Origin of the sequence: Roseateles sp. DB2 (genome assembly GCF_051857535.1) — a bacterium.
In the GTDB taxonomy this organism is placed as follows: Bacteria; Pseudomonadota; Gammaproteobacteria; order Burkholderiales; family Burkholderiaceae_C; genus Roseateles_B.
On the sequence record NZ_JBPZGY010000002.1, the window covers coordinates 534,303 to 549,973 of the forward strand.

Genomic DNA, 15,671 nt, shown 5'->3' on the forward strand with positions numbered 1-15,671 from the left:
CGGCACGGGTTTACCCCGCATCGAATGCGGCTTGCAGCCAGAGCAGCTGTGGGCCGTCAATGGCGACGACATCGAAGCGGCAAGGGGGAGGCTGGCGGTAGCGCAGCAGGAAGTGCTGGGCCGCAAAGAGGATGCGCCGCCGCTTGCCGGCCCCGATGGAGGCCGCCGCGCCGCCATGTGCGGCCGAACGCCGGGCACGCACCTCGACGAAGACCAGGCTGCCGGCGGCGTCCAGCAGGATGAGGTCGATCTCGCCGCCAGGGGCATGAGGCCCCCGCGCCACCCGATAATTGCGCTCCAGCAGCCGCATGCCCTGCGCCTGCAGATGCCGCAGCGCTTGCTGCTCGGCCTCTGCCCCGCGGGCCTGGCGGCTTTTGCCGTCCCCGCAGGGGGGCGGCCCTGACCTGAAGGCGCTCCACTTGAACATCGATGCCTCTTTGCTGATGCAGGCCGCCCGCGCGGCGGCCGGTGGCCAGCAGTATCCGGCCAGCACGCTCTATCTGGTGCCTACGCCCATCGGCAATATGGCGGACGTCAGCCTGCGCTGCCTGCACGTGCTGGCACTGGTGGACGCCGTGGCCTGCGAGGACACCCGCGTCAGCGGCCAGTTGCTGCATCACCTGGGCCTGCACAAGCCTCTGATCAGCCTGCACCAGCACAACGAGCAATCGGCCTCGGCGGCCCTGGTGGGGCGGCTGCAGGCGGGCGAGCGTATCGCCTATGTGTCCGATGCCGGCACGCCGGCGGTGTCGGACCCGGGCGCGGTGCTGGTGGCGGCCGTTGCCAAGGCCGGTCTGCGCGTGATGCCCCTGCCCGGGCCTTCGGCGGTAGTCACGGCTCTGAGTGCTGCGGGCGATGTGCGGGCGCAGGGCTTTGCCTTTGCCGGCTTCCTCCCACCCAAGGGACAGGAGCGCCGCACGCGGCTGCAGGCCCTGCTGGGGTCGGCCCAAAGCCAGGTGCTCTTCGAAGCGCCGCATCGCATCGCCCAGCTGTTGGCCTTGCTGGCAGAGCTGGCGCCGACGCAGACGCTCAGCATCTGCCGTGAGCTGACCAAGCAGTTCGAGACTGTGCATACCGGCCCGGCCGCCGGCATGCCGGGCTGGCTGGCGGCGGATCCTCAACGGGAGCGCGGCGAGTTCGTGTTGGTGCTGCATGCCGAGCCACCGCAAGTCGCCAGTGAGGACTTGCCGGCAGAGGTGGCACGCATGCTGGAGCGTTTGCTGCAGGAGCTGCCGCTCAAGCAGGCCGTGCAAATTGCTACCGACCTCAGCGGCTTGCCGCGCAACAGTCTGTACGAAGCCGGCTTGCAGATGAAGAAGGCTGCCGGGGCTTGACACCGCCGGGCCGGAGCGGCCTCAGGGGCGGCGGTGCTCACTCGCTCACGGGATGAGCTGGGGCATGCGGCTGTGAATCGCCAGCCGGATCAGCGAGGCTGGATCAGCGAGCTGCGCCGTGGGGCGCCGCCGCGCGCCAGCTCAATTGCCGGCTGAGGTCCGGATTGATGCGCCGCTCAGTGCGCCGCTCAGTACGCCGCTCAGTGCGCAACTCAATGCCCAGCTCAGTGCGCCGCTCAGTTTCCAGCGGCGCTTGCGCCCTTGGCATTGTGCTTGGCGTGGTGAATGTCCTTGCTGGCGGCGTCCTGCATGCGGTGCAGGCGGCGGCGCTCGTGCTTGGTGACGGTGCCGTCAGACTTGGCCTGGGCTTCGGCCTGGTTGATGCGGCCCTGCTCGCGCTCCAGGCGCCGGGTCTCGCGGGCGGTCAGGCTGCCGGAGGCAGCACCTTGGGCGATGCGGGCCTGCTGCTTGGCTTCACGCTGGTCGGCTCGCGGGGTGGACGGCGGCGTGGGTTCCTGGGCCTGGACGCCGAGGGCGGCGGCGCTGCCGAGGGCGAGAACGGTAATCAGGCGGGTCATCGAGGTTGAGAAGCTCATCGTGGCACTCCTTGTTGGGTTGCTTGTGGTTTCTGAGGGGCACGCCGGCACTGCGCCGGCTGTGAGGTGATAACGCCAGCCCTTGCGCTGGCGGAGACAACGCTCCTGTAAAGAACGGTGAAAGCACAGCATGCCGCTGAGCCGCCAAAGATGCATCGGCAGAAGGGGTGAAAGCCCGCATGGGGCTGGGCAGGGGCAGCGCTCCTACAATGGCTCGCATGATTTCGCGCGAACCCACCATCGCCCGTCTGGCGACCGCCCGCAGCCAACTGCTGGAACCCTTCGGCCTCACCGAGGCGACGCTCGCCAAGGCCTTGCGGCTGATCACCGAGCATCGTGTCGATGACGCGGACCTGTACTTCCAGACCACCCGCGCCGAGGGCTGGAGCCTCGAGGAGGGCATCGTCAAGAGTGGCAGCTTCTCCATTGACCAGGGCGTGGGTGTTCGTGCCGTGGCCGGCGAGAAGACGGCTTTCGCCTACTCGGACGACATCTCCGAGAACGCACTGATGGACGCCGCCCGCACCGTGCGCAGCATTGCCGCCGCAGGCCAGAGCCGCCGGGTCAGGGTGCCCGGTGAGCCGGTGATTGCCGCCAGCCGTTCGCTGTACGGTGACGCCGATCCCATCGCCAGCCTGGACAGCGCTGAGAAGGTCGCCCTGCTGGAGCGCGCCGAGCGCATGGCCCGCGCCAAGGACCCGCGCATCGTGCAGGTCATGGCCGGCCTGGCCGCTGAGCACGATGTGGTGCTGATCGCCCGCGCCGATGGCACCCTGGCCGCGGACGTCCGCCCCCTGGTGCGTCTGTCGGTCACCGTGATCGCCGAGCAGGGCGATCGCCGCGAAGTGGGCACGGGCGGCGGCGGCGGCCGTTTCGGCCTCGCCTATTTCACCGATGAGATGATCGCTTCCTACGCCGAGGATGCCGTCAAGGCTGCACTGACCAATCTGGAATCCCGCCCGGCCCCGGCCGGCGAGATGACCGTGGTCCTGGGCCCGGGCTGGCCCGGCGTACTGCTGCACGAGGCCGTGGGCCATGGCCTGGAGGGCGACTTCAATCGCAAGGGGTCCAGCGCCTTCGCCGGCCGTATCGGCCAGCGCGTGGCCGCCAAGGGCGTCACCGTGCTGGACGACGGCACCCTGGCCGATCGCCGCGGCTCCCTCAATGTGGACGATGAAGGCCACCCTTCGCAAGCCAATGTGCTGATCGAGGACGGCATCCTCAAGGGCTACATCCAGGACGCCATGAACGCCCGCCTGATGAAGGTGGCGCCCACCGGCAATGGCCGTCGCGAGAGCTACGCCCACCTCCCCATGCCCCGCATGACCAACACCTACATGCTGGGCGGGGACAAGGATCCGGCCGAGATCATCGCCAGCATCGACAAGGGCCTCTACGCCACCAACTTCGGCGGCGGGCAGGTCGACATCACCAGCGGCAAGTTCGTTTTCTCGGCAAGCGAGGCTTTCTGGGTCGAGAAGGGCCAGATCCAGTACCCGGTCAAGGGCGCGACCATCATCGGCAATGGCCCCGACGCCCTGACCCGCGTCAGCATGATCGGCAACGACATGGCCCTGGACACCGGCGTGGGCGTCTGCGGCAAGGAAGGCCAGAGCGTGCCGGTGGGCGTGGGCCAGCCGACCCTGCGCATCGATGGCCTGACCGTGGGCGGCACGGCCTGATCAGGGCCTGGACGCTGCCGGATCACGGGCCGTCAACCTGCCTTGATCCGACGCAAGATGCGGCGCCAAGACAACACATCCGCGGCAGGCCCGCAGGCAGGCAGGCTTGACGCCCTCGCGCCCTCGCAGGCAGTATTCGCCACCATGCACTCGCCGAAGTTTTACTTTGCCTTTTTTTGGTTCTCGCACCGCACCGGCGGAGGAGAGGCGAACGCGTAACCCCAGACACGCAACGAATCTCTAAAGACCGCCGGGCCTCCCCCGGCGGTTTTTTTTTGCCACTGCGTCGTCGGCCCCATCTCCGCAGAACAATCAGAAAGCCTGACCATGAATGCCAAGACCCTCAGCTCCTCGTCGTCTGCCGCACACCAGGCCGAGCGCTGGTACTCGCCTCAGGACAAGACCAGCCAGACCGACGACGAACGCATCCGCGACATCACCCCGCTGCCGCCGCCCGAGCACCTGATCCGCTTCTTCCCCATCGGCGGCACGCCCATGGAGAAGCTGGTGGTGGGCACGCGCCAGGCCATCCGGCGCATCATGCAGCGCAAGGATGATCGCCTGCTGGTCATCATCGGCCCTTGCTCCATTCACGACCCTGCCGCGGCGCTGGAGTACGCCCGCCGCCTGATGGTGGAGCGCCAGAAGTACGCCGATACGCTGGAGATCGTGATGCGGGTCTACTTCGAGAAGCCTCGCACCACGGTGGGCTGGAAGGGGCTCATCAACGATCCCTATCTGGACGAGAGCTACCGCATCGACGAGGGCCTGCGCATCGCTCGCCAGCTGCTGCTGGAGATCAACCGCTTGGGGCTTCCCGCCGCGGTGGAGTTCCTGGACGTGATCTCGCCGCAGTACATCGGTGACCTCATCTCCTGGGGCGCCATCGGGGCCCGCACCACCGAGAGCCAGGTGCACCGCGAGCTGGCCTCCGGCCTCTCGGCGCCCATCGGCTTCAAGAACGGCACCGACGGCAACATCAAGATCGCCACCGACGCCATCCAGGCGGCAGCCCGCCCGCACCACTTCCTCTCGGTCCACAAGAACGGCCAGGTGGCCATCGTCGAGACCAAGGGCAACAAGGACTGCCACGTGATCCTTCGCGGCGGCAAGGCGCCCAACTACGACGCCGAGAGCGTGGCCGCCGCCTGCAAGGACCTGGCCGCCGCCAAGCTGGACACCACGCTGATGGTGGACTGCTCGCATGCCAACAGCTCCAAACAGCACCTGCGCCAGCTGGAGGTGGCGCGTGACATCGGCGTCCAGGTGGCCGAGGGCAGCAAGCAGATCTTCGGTGTCATGGTCGAAAGCCATCTGCACGACGGCGCCCAGAAGTTCACGCCGGGCAAGGACGATCCCGCCAAGCTGGAATACGGCAAGAGCATCACCGACGCCTGCCTGGGTTGGGACGACTCGCTGGCGGTGCTGGAGGTGTTGTCCGAAGCCGTCAAGGCGTCCCGCGGCTGAGGCCCCTGGGCTAGGATGATGCTCACAGGAGGCTCAAGCCATGCGCAGTGAAGTCCAGGTCGTGTACGGCCCCGGCGAGGAGGTCCATCTGGCGGTCGATGCGGCCGAGGTGCTGAGTTTCGACGCAGCCCGCCAGTGGCTGGACGAGCAGTTTGTCAAGCATGGCTGCGAGCCCATGCGCGGCTCCGGCAAGGTGCTGATCGCCGACAAGATCCTGGGCGTGGCGGCCGCCGTCGGTGCAGCGGCCTTGCGCGATCCGGCCTTCGGCCTGGATTTCGCCCGTGCGGCTTCCGGCGCCCTCAGCAAGGCCCTGGTCAAGGTGGACGTGGCGCGGCTCGCCGTCTCGTTCTGAGCCGCTGTGACGGCACCCCGGCCGGGGCCCGCAAGACCTGCCCCCGATGGCCGGCGCCTGGGCCCGGATCCGATGTCTCGGCTCCGTCTTGCTGTTCAGGTTCTGCGGCGCTTCGTCGGGTGCCGGCGGCCTGACCGCCCTTCCTGCCGACTCCGTCCCGGCACCCCTGCCGTGGGACAGCGCTGGCGCTCAGCCGCCCAGCTGCGGCACGGGCAGTTGCCAGCCGTAGTGCAGCGAGGCCAGGCGCAGGCCGGCCACGCTGGCCATGCCCAGCATGAAAGCCAGGTCGCGCTTTATCCCGATGCGATGCAATAGCTGGTACAGCGCGATGCCGGTCAGGGCGGCGGTTGCGTAGATGTCCTGGCGCAGCAGCAGGGGCACCTGGCCGCTGAGCAGGTCGCGCACCACGCCGCCGCCGGTGGCGGTCAGCACGCCCATCAGCAGCACGGGCACGGGCGGCAGGTGGCAGTCCTCGGCAATTTCGGCTCCGCACAGCGCGAACACCGCCAAGCCCACGGCATCGGCGATCTTCAGGGCCTGCAGCGCGCTGGGCGGCAGCGGGCCGGTGAAGAGCGTGGCCAGGGCGGCCAGGATGATCACGGTGAGGTAGCGGCTGTCCTTCATCCAGAAGACCGGATGGCGGTTCAGCAGCAGGTCGCGCAGGGTGCCACCGCCCACGGCGGTGATGGAGGCCAGCACCAGCAGGCCGAAGAGATCCAGGCCTGCGCGCATGGCGGCCAGGGCGCCCGAGATGGCAAAGACGGCCACGCCGGCCAGGTCGAACCAGTAGAGCATGGGCGCAGTGTAATGAGCCGCTCCGGGATTTTGCGATCTGGGCTCTTGAAGCCGGCGCCGACATCCCCATATGGCTTGTCGCACGGCGGCACACGGTGAGGGTGCCGCCAATCCCACACCTTCCAACTTTCACGCTTTCACGCCATGGACAAGCACACTCATTCCTTCCAGGCCGAAGTCAAGCAGATCCTGCACCTGGTCACCCACTCGCTGTACTCCAACAAGGAGATCTTCCTGCGCGAGCTGGTCTCCAACGCCTCCGATGCCTGCGACAAGCTGCGCTTCGAAGCCCTGGACAATGCCGCGCTCTACGAAGATGCGCCGAACCTTGAGGTGCGTGTCAGTTTCGACGCCGAGGCCCGCACCCTCACCATCAGCGACAACGGTATCGGCATGAGCGCAGAGGAAGCCGTGGCCCACCTGGGGACCATCGCCAAGAGCGGCACGCGCGAGTTCATGGCCCGCCTTGAAGGCGACCAGAAGAAGGACGCCAACCTCATCGGCCAGTTCGGCGTGGGCTTCTACTCCGGCTTCATCGTGGCCGATCGCATCACCGTGGAAAGCCGCCGCGCCGGTCTCAAGGCCGAGGAGGGCGTGCGCTGGAGTTCCGAGGGCACGGGCGAATTCGAGGTCGAGACCATCACCAAGGCCGGCCGCGGCACCGACGTCATCCTGCACCTGCGGGAGGGCGAGGAGGAGTTTCTCAAGACCTGGCGCCTCAAGTCCATCATCAGCAAGTACTCTGACCACATCTCCCTGCCCATCCTGATGCGCAAGGAAGAGTGGGACGCCGAGAAGGGCGAACAACAGCTCACTGATGCATGGGAAAGCGTCAACAAGGCCTCAGCCCTGTGGACCCGCAGCAAGAGCGAAGTCACGCAGGAGCAGTACGAGGACTTCTACAAGCAGATCTCCTATGACACCGAGGCTCCGCTGGCTTACACCCACAACCGAGTGGAAGGCCGCAGCGAGTACACCCAGTTGCTCTACATCCCCAAGAAGGCGCCCTTTGATCTCTGGAACCGCGACAAGCGCGGTGGCGTGAAGCTCTACGTCAAGCGCGTTTTCATCATGGACGACGCCGAGGCGCTGATGCCCGTCTACCTGCGCTTCGTGAAGGGTGTGATCGACTCGGCTGACCTGCCGCTCAATGTCAGCCGCGAGCTGCTGCAGGAAAGCCGTGATGTGAAGGCAATCCGCGAGGGTTCGACCAAGCGTGTGCTCTCCATGCTGGAGTCCCTGGCCAACAGCGAGGACGCTGCCGAGCGCGAGAAGTACGCCGCCTTCTGGAAGGACTTCGGCCAGGTGCTCAAGGAAGGGCTGGGCGAGGACCACCAGAACCAGGAGCGCCTGGCCAAGCTGCTGCGCTTTGCCTCGACACATGCCGATGAAGGCGTGAGTCTGGCCGACTATGTCTCGCGCATGAAGGACGGCCAGGAGGAGATCTACTACATCACCGCCGACAGCCTGGCCGCCGCCAAGAACAGCCCGCAGCTGGAAGTCTTCCGCAAGAAGGGCATCGAGGTGCTGCTGCTGGTGGACCGCGTGGACGAGTGGATGCTCTCCCACCTCTACGAGTTCGAGGGCAAGTCCCTGCAGTCCGTGGCCAAGGGCGCCATCGACCTCGGCAAGCTGCAGGACGAGGAGGAGAAGAAGAAGGCCGAGGAGGCCGCCGAAGCCTTCAAGCCCCTGCTGGAGAAGCTCAAGACCGCGCTGCAAGGCCGCGCCAAGGATGTGCGCGTGAGCACCCGACTGGTCGATTCGCCGGCCTGCATCGTGGCGGAGGCGGGCGATATGTCCGGCCACCTTGCCCGGCTGCTGAAGCAGGCCGGCCAGGCAGCGCCCGTGTCTTTGCCCACGCTGGAGATCAATGCCGAGCACGCCCTGGTGAAAAAGCTCGACGGCAGCGAGCGCTTTGACGATCTCGCCCAGATCTTGTTCGACCAGGCCGTGCTGGCCGAGGGCGGGCAGCTGGAGGATCCTTCGGCCTATGTGAAGCGCGTGAATGCGCTGCTGATGGGCTGATCACGCAAGACCTGACCCTGCGGGGTCCGGTCTTGCCCGCTCAGGAGAAGCTGTCTCCATCGAGATGGAAATCGTCATCGTCATCCTTGAAGGAGGGCGGCGATGGCGTCTCGCAGGCCGACTGCAGGCTCTCCAGCTGCTCGGCCAGCTTGGCCACCTGGTCGTTCCAGTAGTTGGGCGTGCCGAACCAGGGGAAGGCCAGCGGGAAGGCCGGGTCACCCCAGCGGCGGGCCAGCCAGGCGCTGTGGTGGATCATGCGCAGGGTGCGCAGCGGCTCGATCAGGCGGCGCTCGCGCCAGTCGAAGGGGCGGATGGTTTCGTAACCGTCCATCAGCGCGTCCCACTGCCAGCGAGCTGTGGTCTCGTCGCCGCTGAGCAGCATCCACAGGTCCTGCACGGCAGGGCCGGTGACGGCGTCGTCCAGATCAACGAAATGCGGGCCGTGATCAGGCGTCCAGAGGATGTTGCCGGGGTGGCAGTCCCCATGCAGGCGCAGCTGCGACACATCGCCCAGCTCCTCGAAGGTGCGCGCGATGAGGGCCAGGCATTGTTGCGTGACGCGATCCCAGCGCGGTGCGATCTCGGGCGGCAGCACGCCATGGCTCATCAGCCAGGTGCGGGCCGTCTCGCCCGGCTCCGCGCCCCACCAGCGCACGCGGTGCTCGAAGGGGCGGCGTGCGCCCACTTCATGCAGGCGCGCCAGAAGGCGGCCTATCCAGCGCAGCACCTCCACGACTTCCAGTTCCGGTGCGCGACCGCCATGGCGGCTCGTCACGGCGAAGCGTTGCGTTCCGATGCGGCCCAGGGTGGGCGGCCTCCCCAGCAGTTCCAAGGCGCCCTGCGGGTGTTCGAAGTGCTCACCGCGTTCCAGGGCCCAGGGGCGGGCGACCGGCACCTCGGCCTCGGCCAGCTCGGCGGCGAAGGCATGCTCCTCCAGGATCTGGGCCTCGGTCCATCGGCCTGGGCGGTAGAACTTGGCCACGGCCACGCGCCCGTCCTCCAGGTGCACCTGCAGCACGCGGTTCTCGTAGGAGTTGAGCTGCAACAGGCGGCCATCAGCGCGCAGGCCGGCGGCCTCCAGTGCGTCCAGCATGAATTCGGGCGTCAGCTCGCCAAAGGCGCGGTCGGTGTCAGGGCTCATGCGGGGCGACAGCCGGGCCGGCTGCGAAAAGGGGGAGTGCGGCGAGCGGGGCTCAGCGGCCGCCCGGGAAGCGCGGGCTGTCCACCACCACGCCCACGATGTCCTGGGCGGCGTCGGGGCCGGCCGGGGTCTGGTCAAGGCTGATGTCCAGGCCGCCGTCGTCCATGCCTTCCAGCCCCATCACGCTGGGGCGCTCGCCGGTCGCGCTGTCAAAGCGCGGGTCTGGTGCGAAGAAGGAATCCTGGAAGACCGAGGAGTCCTGCCAGAGGCTGGCGCCAACGGTGTTGAGAGGGCGGCCGATGCCGGGTGCTGCGCCGGGGCCCTGCGGCGTTGGTGCCACAGGGGCGGTGCGGGGCGGCTTGGTGCCGGCCTGGGGGCCGCGCACATTGTTGTTGTTGTACGGCACGAGGAGCTGGAGCTCAGCAGCGGTCGGCAACTTGTCCAAGGGGCAGCGCAGGTAGCGCACGCGGCAGGCATTGAGCACTGACTGCTTGATCTGCAGGCCTCGGCCCTGCTGCTGGCGCTCGGTATCCAGGTCGATGGCGGCCAGCACGCGGCCATTGCTGCTGCAGATGGCGAAGCCTACGTTCAGGGCGCCGAGCAGCTCGAACCAGTAGCGCGTCTCACTGGCCTCGCTGGGCTGGCAGAAGCGCACCAGGGGCAGCTTGCACAGGATCACATGGTGGGGCAGCGCCTCGCGCAGCAGGCGGTAGACGCGGCGCTCGTCGGTGCTGAAGACGGGGCGGGGTGCCAGGGGCCATTCGCTGGGCAGGCGTCGCTGGGCGCCGCGCGGGCGCTTCCAGAGCCAGGCTGCGCCCAGGGCCGCGAGCCCCAGGCAGGAGGCCAGGGCAAAGATCCACGGGATGAGGGTCGGCATGAGGCGCTGGTGACTGCTGAGGGACGTGTCGACCGGCCGGGAATGTTTCCTGGCTGGTCGGGCTGCCGCCAAAGTGTACCCAGGGTGGAACCGCCGACGCGCAGGCGCGCTCCCGGCTATTGCTTGGCGGCCTTGCCGGCGTCGCGGTATTGCGACTTGACCTCGGCCACGCCATCGATGAAGTCGCCAAAGGCACGCACATGGCGCTTGAACTGGAAGTCCAGCTCGGCCATGTGCCGCTCGATGGCTTCGCCCACATGGGACGAGACCGAATCCGGCGGCAGGCGCAGCCAGGCCTCGGACTCGCTGCCGTCGCGCTCCACCGTGGCGCCGGCGCTGCGGGCAATCTTGAGCATGGGGGCGTTCTCGCTCAGCGCATGGATGAAGAGTGTCTCAATGCCGCGGTTGCGTGCATGCAGGGCCGCATGCTCGAACAGCCGAGCCCCGAAGCCGCGGCCGCGGGCACTGGCCAGCACCGAGACGCCGAATTCCGCCATGGCCGGCTTGCCCTGACGCTGCGGAGCCGGTTCATAGGCCAGGTGCGCCATGGCCACCAGTTGCAGGCGCCGGTTGAAGATGCCCAGAACCTCGTCACGGGCGAAATCGAGGTTCATCGCGTATTTGGTGATCTGCTCATCACTGGCGGGATAGCCGAAACGAAGGTAGCGGTCTCGCTCGTTGAGATTCAGCAGGTGCGCGAGGATGCGCTTGCGATGGCGGCGCGCCAGGGAGCGGATGGGCACCCAGTTGGCGAAGCGCTGCAGGCCCAGCTTCTGGGGCAGCCAGCCCAGGGCGCTCGGCTCAGGTTCGGTATGGCCAGGGTCGGCCAGGGACGAGGGTTCGTGGGCAGTCATGGGCGGCCTCCGCACAGCCAGGAGCACAGCCAGGAAGGCTGGGGCATGGATGGCATGGTAGCGACCTGTGCCCGGCTGTGCCTTGATCTGATCGGCATTCCGGCGCGCGCGCAACTTGCCGATCTGGCTGGATTTGGGTACACTCGCGGGCTTTCCTGTATCTGGCTGCAGGAAAGATGCGCCTTGGCGCCACGACGTGAGAGGTCGCGAGCAGGTGGGAAGTCTTCGAGAGAAGGGGTCCTGCACGCAAAGAAGCGGCACCGAACGGGGGCCCAGTCGTAGAGATTTCAGCCAGCGACTGCTGCGAGCGGGGTTTGATTCCGGTCGCAGCCAACGAAAGCAACTCATGAAGACCTTCAGCGCCAAGCCGGCCGAGGTGACGCACGAGTGGTTTGTGATTGACGCCACCGACAAGGTGCTCGGACGTGTTGCCAGCGAAGTGGCACTCCGTTTGCGCGGCAAGCACAAGGCCATTTACACGCCTCACGTGGATACCGGTGACTTCATCGTCGTGATCAACGCAGACAAGCTGCGCGTGACCGGCAACAAGGCCACCGACAAGGTGTACTACCGCCACAGTGGCTTCCCCGGCGGCATCTACGCCACCAAGTTCAAGGACATGCAAGCCAAGCATCCGGGCCGCGCCCTGGAGAAGGCTGTCAAGGGCATGCTGCCCAAGGGTCCCCTGGGCTACGCCATGGTGAAGAAGCTGAAGGTTTATGCTGGTGGCACCCACCCGCACACCGCCCAGCAGCCCAAGGCTCTGGAAATCTAAGGAACGGCAATGATCGGAAACTGGAATTACGGTACCGGCCGCCGCAAGTCGTCGGTCGCTCGCGTCTTCATCAAGAAGGGCACGGGCCAGATCATCGTCAATGGCAAGCCGCTGGATCAGTACTTCGGCCGTCAGACGTCCATCATGGTCACCCGCCAGCCTCTGGTGCTGACCAACAATGGCGAAGCCTTCGACATCAAGGTGAACGTCCACGGTGGTGGCGAATCCGGCCAAGCTGGTGCTGTCCGTCTGGGCATCACCCGCGCGCTGATCGACTACGACGCAACCCTGAAGCCCGAACTGAGCCGCGCCGGCTTCGTCACGCGTGATGCGCGTGAAGTCGAGCGTAAGAAGGTCGGTCTGCACGGCGCCCGTCGTCGGAAGCAGTTCAGCAAGCGCTGATCTTCCTGGCCGGCCTTGCGCCGGCCCTGCCTGGCCGCTTCTTGTGGGCGTTCCAGTCGCATCGAAAGGCCGCTTTTGCGGCCTTTTCTTATTGCTGCGGCCGCGTGCGGATTTCACGACCGCGGCCGCGCTGTGTCATCCAGGACTCAAAGCCCTTCGTGAGGACGGGTCATGCGGTCCCTTGGTGAATACCTGAGTCCCACGCTGGGGGATAATCCCGGCATCTGACCCCTCTCAAGCAGGACACAAGCGATGAGCGCAGTTCTCGAATCCACCACCGCCGGCCCCAGCGACATCCCGGCGCCCATCATCTTCACCGACAGCGCCGCCGAGAAGGTGCGTGACCTCGTCGCCGAGGAAGGCAATCCGGAGTTGAAGCTGCGCGTGTTCGTGCAGGGCGGTGGCTGCTCGGGCTTCCAGTATGGCTTCACCTTCGACGAGGTGGCCAACGAGGATGACACCCAGATGATGAAGAACGGTGTCACCCTGCTGATCGACGCCATGAGCCTGCAGTACCTCATGGGCGCCGAGATCGACTACAAGGAAGACCTGCAAGGCGCCCAGTTCGTGATCAAGAATCCCAATGCCACGACCACCTGTGGCTGCGGTTCCAGCTTCTCGGTCTGAGCTGCCTGCCGGCGGCAAGGCCGTTTGACGGTCCTCGCTGACGCACCCCAAGACGCCGCACGGCCCAGCCGCTGCGGCGTTTTTGCGTTTCAGTCCTGTGCTGCTTCGCCTGGCCGGTTCAGCGCTCTGCGCTGCAGCGCCTCAGGCGGGATGCCAGGCGCCCAGGATGCGCGGCCCGCGGGCGCCGGTGACCGCGGGCAGATTGCCCGCCAGACCCTCGCAATGTCGCTGGGCCAACCAGGCGAAGGCCGCGGCCTCGACCTGCATGGCTGGCAGGCCCAGGGCATCGCTGGGCTGCAGAGTCCAGCCGGGCAGGGTCTGCGCGAGGCGTTGCATGAGCCGTCCGTTGAGGGCGCCGCCCCCGCAGACGGCCAGCCGGCCGCCCGGGCCGCCGTGGGCCAGCAGCGCCTGGGCGATGGAGAGGGCAGTCAATTCCAGCAGGCTGGCCTGGACGTCCTCGGGCGCTGGCCGGGCTGGCAGGGTGTCCAGCCGTGCCTGAAGCCAGGACGGATTGAAGAGGTCCCGTCCGGTGCTGCGCGGCGGTGGCAGTTGGAAGAAGGGTTCGGACAGCATTGCGGCCACAAGCGCAGGCAAGACCTGACCCTGCGCGGCCCAGGCGCCGTCGGCGTCATAGGGCAGGCCGAGGTGCTGCTGGACCCAGAAATCCATCAGGCAGTTGCCTGGGCCGCAGTCGAAGCCTCGAGGCGTGGCGTCGGGCGCGGGGCTCAGCAGGCTGACGTTGCCGATGCCGCCGATATTGAGCACGGCCTCGCAGCGGCCGGTAAACACCGCCTGGTGAAAAGCGGGCACCAGCGGAGCGCCGTGGCCGCCGGCGGCCACGTCCCGGCTGCGCAAGTCTGCCACCACGCCGATGCCGCAGAGCTCTGCCAGCAGCGAGGCATTGAGCAGCTGAACCGTGTAGCCGCAGCCGTCGAATTCGCCGGGCCGGTGACGCACAGTCTGGCCATGGGCTCCGATGGCGCGCACGGACAGCCCGGGATGCCGGGTCCTCAGGATCTCGACCAAGCCGGCATAGGCGCGCGCGACCCCATTGGCAGCCAGGGCTGTGCGGTGCAGTTCGTTACCGCCGGGGGTGTTCAGGGCCAGCAGTTCGTCCCTCAGTGCCGGCTCGAAGGGCGCGAAGGCGTGGTCCAGGACCTGCATCGTGCCTGCCGGGCTGAAGGCGGCCAGCACGGCGTCCACGCCGTCCAGCGAGGTGCCGGACATCAGCCCGATGAAGTGCTGAGAAGGGCAGTGCTGGGACGGCAGCGGGGCGCTCACGGCGCGGCCTTGGGGTGACGGGCGGTCAGTCGGCGTCGCTGACGCCCTGGCCCAGGGAGCGAGCCACGTCGATCTGGGTGCGGGCGGCCAAGGCCGTCTGCTGGAACTGGCTCTTTGCGTAGCCGGGCAGGGGCAGGGACTCGGAAGCGCGAGCGATGGCGCGCGGATCCTGGTGCTGGCCCTTCACGCGAAACTCGAAGTGCAGGTGCGGGCCGGTGGCCCAGCCGGTGGCGCCCACGGCGCCGATCTTCTGGCCCTGCTCCACGCGCTGACCCTTCTTGACGTCGATGCGGCTCAGGTGGGCGTAGACGGTCACGCGGTCATTGGCATGGCGCACATGAATCACGTTGCCGAAACCGTTTTGCCAGCCGGCGGAATCCACCACGCCATCGCCCACCGCCTGGACGGCCGTGCCCGTGGGGGCGCCGTAGTCCACGCCCAGGTGGGCGCGCCAGGTCTGCAGGATGGGGTGCATGCGCATCGAGAAACCCGAGGTCACGCGCGAGAAGGGCAGGGGGCTGGCCAGGAAGGCGCGGCGCTTGCTCTGCCCGTCCATGGTGTAGAAGCTGCCTTTGCCGGTGACGCTGTCACGGAACCAGACGGCGCTGTAGCTGCGGCCGTTGTTGACGAACTCGCCCGCCAGCACCTTGCCGGCGCCGCCGTCCCAGGTGATGGGCTCGCCGTCGGCAGTCAGGCCTTCGTAGACCACCGAGAAGCGGTCGCCCTTGCGCAGCTCACGGTGGAAGTCGATGTCGCCCGAGAACATCTCGGCGATCTGGGACGCGATGGCGTCGGGGATGCGGGCGTCATCTGTGGCGGCCCACAGGGAGCTGCGGATGGTGCCGCTGGCCAGGCGCACCTGGGACTGCAGCGGCGCGGTCTCCAGCACGCTCTTGATGCCCGCGCTGCTGCGCTCGATGCGCAGGCGTGTGAAGTGCGTGGCCTGCTGTTCGGGCTTCTCGGCCGGGAAGCGGGCGATCAGGGACTCGACGCGGCCCGAGGGCAGGGCATGGACCTGCACCAGCTTGCCGGCCCGGCCCTGCAGCACGCGGCGGGCGGTGGCGTCGCTGCGCAGGAAGGCGGCGAACTCGGGGTCGAAGGCGCCCATGCGCTTGAGCAGGCTGTCTGCGGTGTCGCTGGCGCGGGTGAGGTCGTTGCGGCTCAGGGCCACCTCGTGCTCGGCCAGGTCCGCCAGCTGCGCGGCGAGGTCGTGCGTCTGAACGGCCTCGGCGATGGTGGTCTGGGGCAGGTCCTGGGCATCGGGTGCCAAGGGGGCCACGCCGAAGGCCGTGACGGCAAAGCCACTGAGCAGGCCTACCAGGCTGCCCGTCAAGGCACGAGGATGCCGAGCCGCGAAGGCTTCGGCACGCCCCAACACCTTGTTCAGTTCCTTGGTCCAGTCAGTCACGCTTGCGGATTCCGGTCTTCTTTGATCTTGTTCTGGACCGCGCCGGCGCCGGTAG

Annotated in this window: 16 protein-coding genes; 8 read left to right on the plus strand and 8 right to left on the minus strand. The window is 67.5% G+C overall.

Going from position 1 to position 15,671, the window contains the following annotated elements; genetic code table 11:
* Positions 1 to 10: 10 nt before the first annotated feature.
* Positions 11 to 427: a YraN family protein gene (locus tag ACS5PK_RS04860; RefSeq protein ID WP_439439124.1), complete on the minus strand. Its 417-nt coding sequence runs from the start codon at positions 425 to 427 to the stop codon at positions 11 to 13.
* Here ACS5PK_RS04860 and rsmI point away from each other — a divergent pair.
* On the plus strand, positions 420 to 1,334 hold the full coding sequence (rsmI, locus tag ACS5PK_RS04865; protein WP_439439125.1) for a 16S rRNA (cytidine(1402)-2'-O)-methyltransferase: 915 nt from the start codon (positions 420 to 422) through the stop codon (positions 1,332 to 1,334). The genes ACS5PK_RS04860 and rsmI overlap by 8 nt on opposite strands.
* Before the next feature lie 236 nt (positions 1,335 to 1,570).
* Here the strand turns inward: rsmI and ACS5PK_RS04870 are convergent, their stop codons facing one another.
* Entirely contained in the window at positions 1,571 to 1,930 is a 360-nt protein-coding gene (locus ACS5PK_RS04870; RefSeq protein ID WP_439439126.1) for a hypothetical protein, read from the minus strand.
* A 218-nt stretch (positions 1,931 to 2,148) separates the two neighbouring features.
* On the opposite strand from ACS5PK_RS04870, the gene tldD reads away from it, so the two are divergent.
* The 3 genes from tldD to ACS5PK_RS04885 all read left to right on the plus strand — a co-directional run bounded on the left by tldD (position 2,149) and on the right by ACS5PK_RS04885 (position 5,431).
* Complete coding sequence (gene tldD, locus ACS5PK_RS04875) at positions 2,149 to 3,612, plus strand: metalloprotease TldD (protein ID WP_439439127.1); 1,464 nt, start codon at positions 2,149 to 2,151, stop codon at positions 3,610 to 3,612.
* Positions 3,613 to 3,939: 327 nt separating this feature from the next.
* Positions 3,940 to 5,079, plus strand: a complete 1,140-nt coding sequence (locus ACS5PK_RS04880) for a 3-deoxy-7-phosphoheptulonate synthase (protein WP_439439128.1) — start codon at positions 3,940 to 3,942, stop codon at positions 5,077 to 5,079.
* A 40-nt stretch (positions 5,080 to 5,119) separates the two neighbouring features.
* Positions 5,120 to 5,431: a hypothetical protein gene (locus tag ACS5PK_RS04885; protein WP_439439129.1), complete on the plus strand. Its 312-nt coding sequence runs from the start codon at positions 5,120 to 5,122 to the stop codon at positions 5,429 to 5,431.
* A gap of 189 nt (positions 5,432 to 5,620) precedes the next feature.
* On the opposite strand, the gene ACS5PK_RS04890 is transcribed toward ACS5PK_RS04885, so the two are convergent.
* Positions 5,621 to 6,226, minus strand: coding sequence for a trimeric intracellular cation channel family protein (locus ACS5PK_RS04890; protein WP_439439130.1), 606 nt, complete (start codon positions 6,224 to 6,226; stop codon positions 5,621 to 5,623).
* Positions 6,227 to 6,370: 144 nt separating this feature from the next.
* Here ACS5PK_RS04890 and htpG point away from each other — a divergent pair, with 144 nt between their 5' ends.
* On the plus strand, positions 6,371 to 8,251 hold the full coding sequence (gene htpG, locus ACS5PK_RS04895; protein ID WP_439439131.1) for a molecular chaperone HtpG: 1,881 nt from the start codon (positions 6,371 to 6,373) through the stop codon (positions 8,249 to 8,251).
* Positions 8,252 to 8,291: 40 nt separating this feature from the next.
* Here the strand turns inward: htpG and ACS5PK_RS04900 are convergent, their stop codons facing one another.
* From ACS5PK_RS04900 to ACS5PK_RS04910, 3 genes are all read right to left on the minus strand, one after another.
* Entirely contained in the window at positions 8,292 to 9,392 is a 1,101-nt protein-coding gene (locus ACS5PK_RS04900) for a serine/threonine protein kinase (RefSeq protein WP_439439132.1), read from the minus strand.
* A 52-nt stretch (positions 9,393 to 9,444) separates the two neighbouring features.
* Positions 9,445 to 10,269 (minus strand): DUF2726 domain-containing protein, encoded by an 825-nt coding sequence (locus ACS5PK_RS04905; RefSeq protein ID WP_439439133.1) that lies wholly within the window; start codon positions 10,267 to 10,269, stop codon positions 9,445 to 9,447.
* A gap of 116 nt (positions 10,270 to 10,385) precedes the next feature.
* The gene (locus ACS5PK_RS04910; protein WP_439439134.1) at positions 10,386 to 11,123 is read right to left on the minus strand and encodes a GNAT family N-acetyltransferase; all 738 of its coding nucleotides are present in this window, start codon (positions 11,121 to 11,123) and stop codon (positions 10,386 to 10,388) included.
* Between the two features lie 346 nt (positions 11,124 to 11,469).
* Here ACS5PK_RS04910 and rplM point away from each other — a divergent pair, with 346 nt between their 5' ends.
* The 3 genes from rplM to erpA all read left to right on the plus strand — a co-directional run bounded on the left by rplM (position 11,470) and on the right by erpA (position 12,927).
* The gene (gene rplM, locus ACS5PK_RS04915; RefSeq protein WP_183103683.1) at positions 11,470 to 11,898 is read left to right on the plus strand and encodes a 50S ribosomal protein L13; all 429 of its coding nucleotides are present in this window, start codon (positions 11,470 to 11,472) and stop codon (positions 11,896 to 11,898) included.
* Positions 11,899 to 11,907: 9 nt separating this feature from the next.
* Positions 11,908 to 12,300 carry a 30S ribosomal protein S9 gene (gene rpsI, locus ACS5PK_RS04920; protein ID WP_439439135.1) on the plus strand — a complete coding sequence of 131 codons (393 nt, stop codon included), beginning with the start codon at positions 11,908 to 11,910 and terminating at the stop codon, positions 12,298 to 12,300.
* Between the two features lie 252 nt (positions 12,301 to 12,552).
* Positions 12,553 to 12,927 carry an iron-sulfur cluster insertion protein ErpA gene (gene erpA, locus ACS5PK_RS04925; RefSeq protein ID WP_439439136.1) on the plus strand — a complete coding sequence of 125 codons (375 nt, stop codon included), beginning with the start codon at positions 12,553 to 12,555 and terminating at the stop codon, positions 12,925 to 12,927.
* 141 nt (positions 12,928 to 13,068) lie between these two features.
* On the opposite strand, the gene ACS5PK_RS04930 is transcribed toward erpA, so the two are convergent.
* Together ACS5PK_RS04930 and ACS5PK_RS04935 are read right to left on the minus strand one after the other, a co-directional pair.
* On the minus strand, positions 13,069 to 14,208 hold the full coding sequence (locus ACS5PK_RS04930; protein WP_439439137.1) for an anhydro-N-acetylmuramic acid kinase: 1,140 nt from the start codon (positions 14,206 to 14,208) through the stop codon (positions 13,069 to 13,071).
* Between the two features lie 25 nt (positions 14,209 to 14,233).
* The gene (locus tag ACS5PK_RS04935) at positions 14,234 to 15,616 is read right to left on the minus strand and encodes a peptidoglycan DD-metalloendopeptidase family protein (protein WP_439439138.1); all 1,383 of its coding nucleotides are present in this window, start codon (positions 15,614 to 15,616) and stop codon (positions 14,234 to 14,236) included.
* Between the last annotated feature and the right edge of the window lie 55 nt (positions 15,617 to 15,671).

Bases quoted from the DNA above. Each gene is read 5' to 3' on its own strand.
- ACS5PK_RS04885 (WP_439439129.1), top strand. From the start codon at position 5,120: ATGCGCAGTGAAGTCCAGGTCGTGTACGGCCCCGGCGAGGAGGTCCAT.
- rpsI (WP_439439135.1), top strand. From the start codon at position 11,908: ATGATCGGAAACTGGAATTACGGTACCGGCCGCCGCAAGTCGTCGGTC.
- erpA (WP_439439136.1), top strand. From the start codon at position 12,553: ATGAGCGCAGTTCTCGAATCCACCACCGCCGGCCCCAGCGACATCCCG.
- ACS5PK_RS04870 (WP_439439126.1), bottom strand. From the start codon at position 1,930: ATGAGCTTCTCAACCTCGATGACCCGCCTGATTACCGTTCTCGCCCTC.
- ACS5PK_RS04905 (WP_439439133.1), bottom strand. From the start codon at position 10,269: ATGCCGACCCTCATCCCGTGGATCTTTGCCCTGGCCTCCTGCCTGGGG.
- ACS5PK_RS04860 (WP_439439124.1), bottom strand. From the start codon at position 427: ATGTTCAAGTGGAGCGCCTTCAGGTCAGGGCCGCCCCCCTGCGGGGAC.
- tldD (WP_439439127.1), top strand. From the start codon at position 2,149: ATGATTTCGCGCGAACCCACCATCGCCCGTCTGGCGACCGCCCGCAGC.
- rplM (WP_183103683.1), top strand. From the start codon at position 11,470: ATGAAGACCTTCAGCGCCAAGCCGGCCGAGGTGACGCACGAGTGGTTT.
- ACS5PK_RS04900 (WP_439439132.1), bottom strand. From the start codon at position 9,392: ATGAGCCCTGACACCGACCGCGCCTTTGGCGAGCTGACGCCCGAATTC.
- ACS5PK_RS04910 (WP_439439134.1), bottom strand. From the start codon at position 11,123: ATGACTGCCCACGAACCCTCGTCCCTGGCCGACCCTGGCCATACCGAA.
- htpG (WP_439439131.1), top strand. From the start codon at position 6,371: ATGGACAAGCACACTCATTCCTTCCAGGCCGAAGTCAAGCAGATCCTG.
- ACS5PK_RS04880 (WP_439439128.1), top strand. From the start codon at position 3,940: ATGAATGCCAAGACCCTCAGCTCCTCGTCGTCTGCCGCACACCAGGCC.
- ACS5PK_RS04890 (WP_439439130.1), bottom strand. From the start codon at position 6,226: ATGCTCTACTGGTTCGACCTGGCCGGCGTGGCCGTCTTTGCCATCTCG.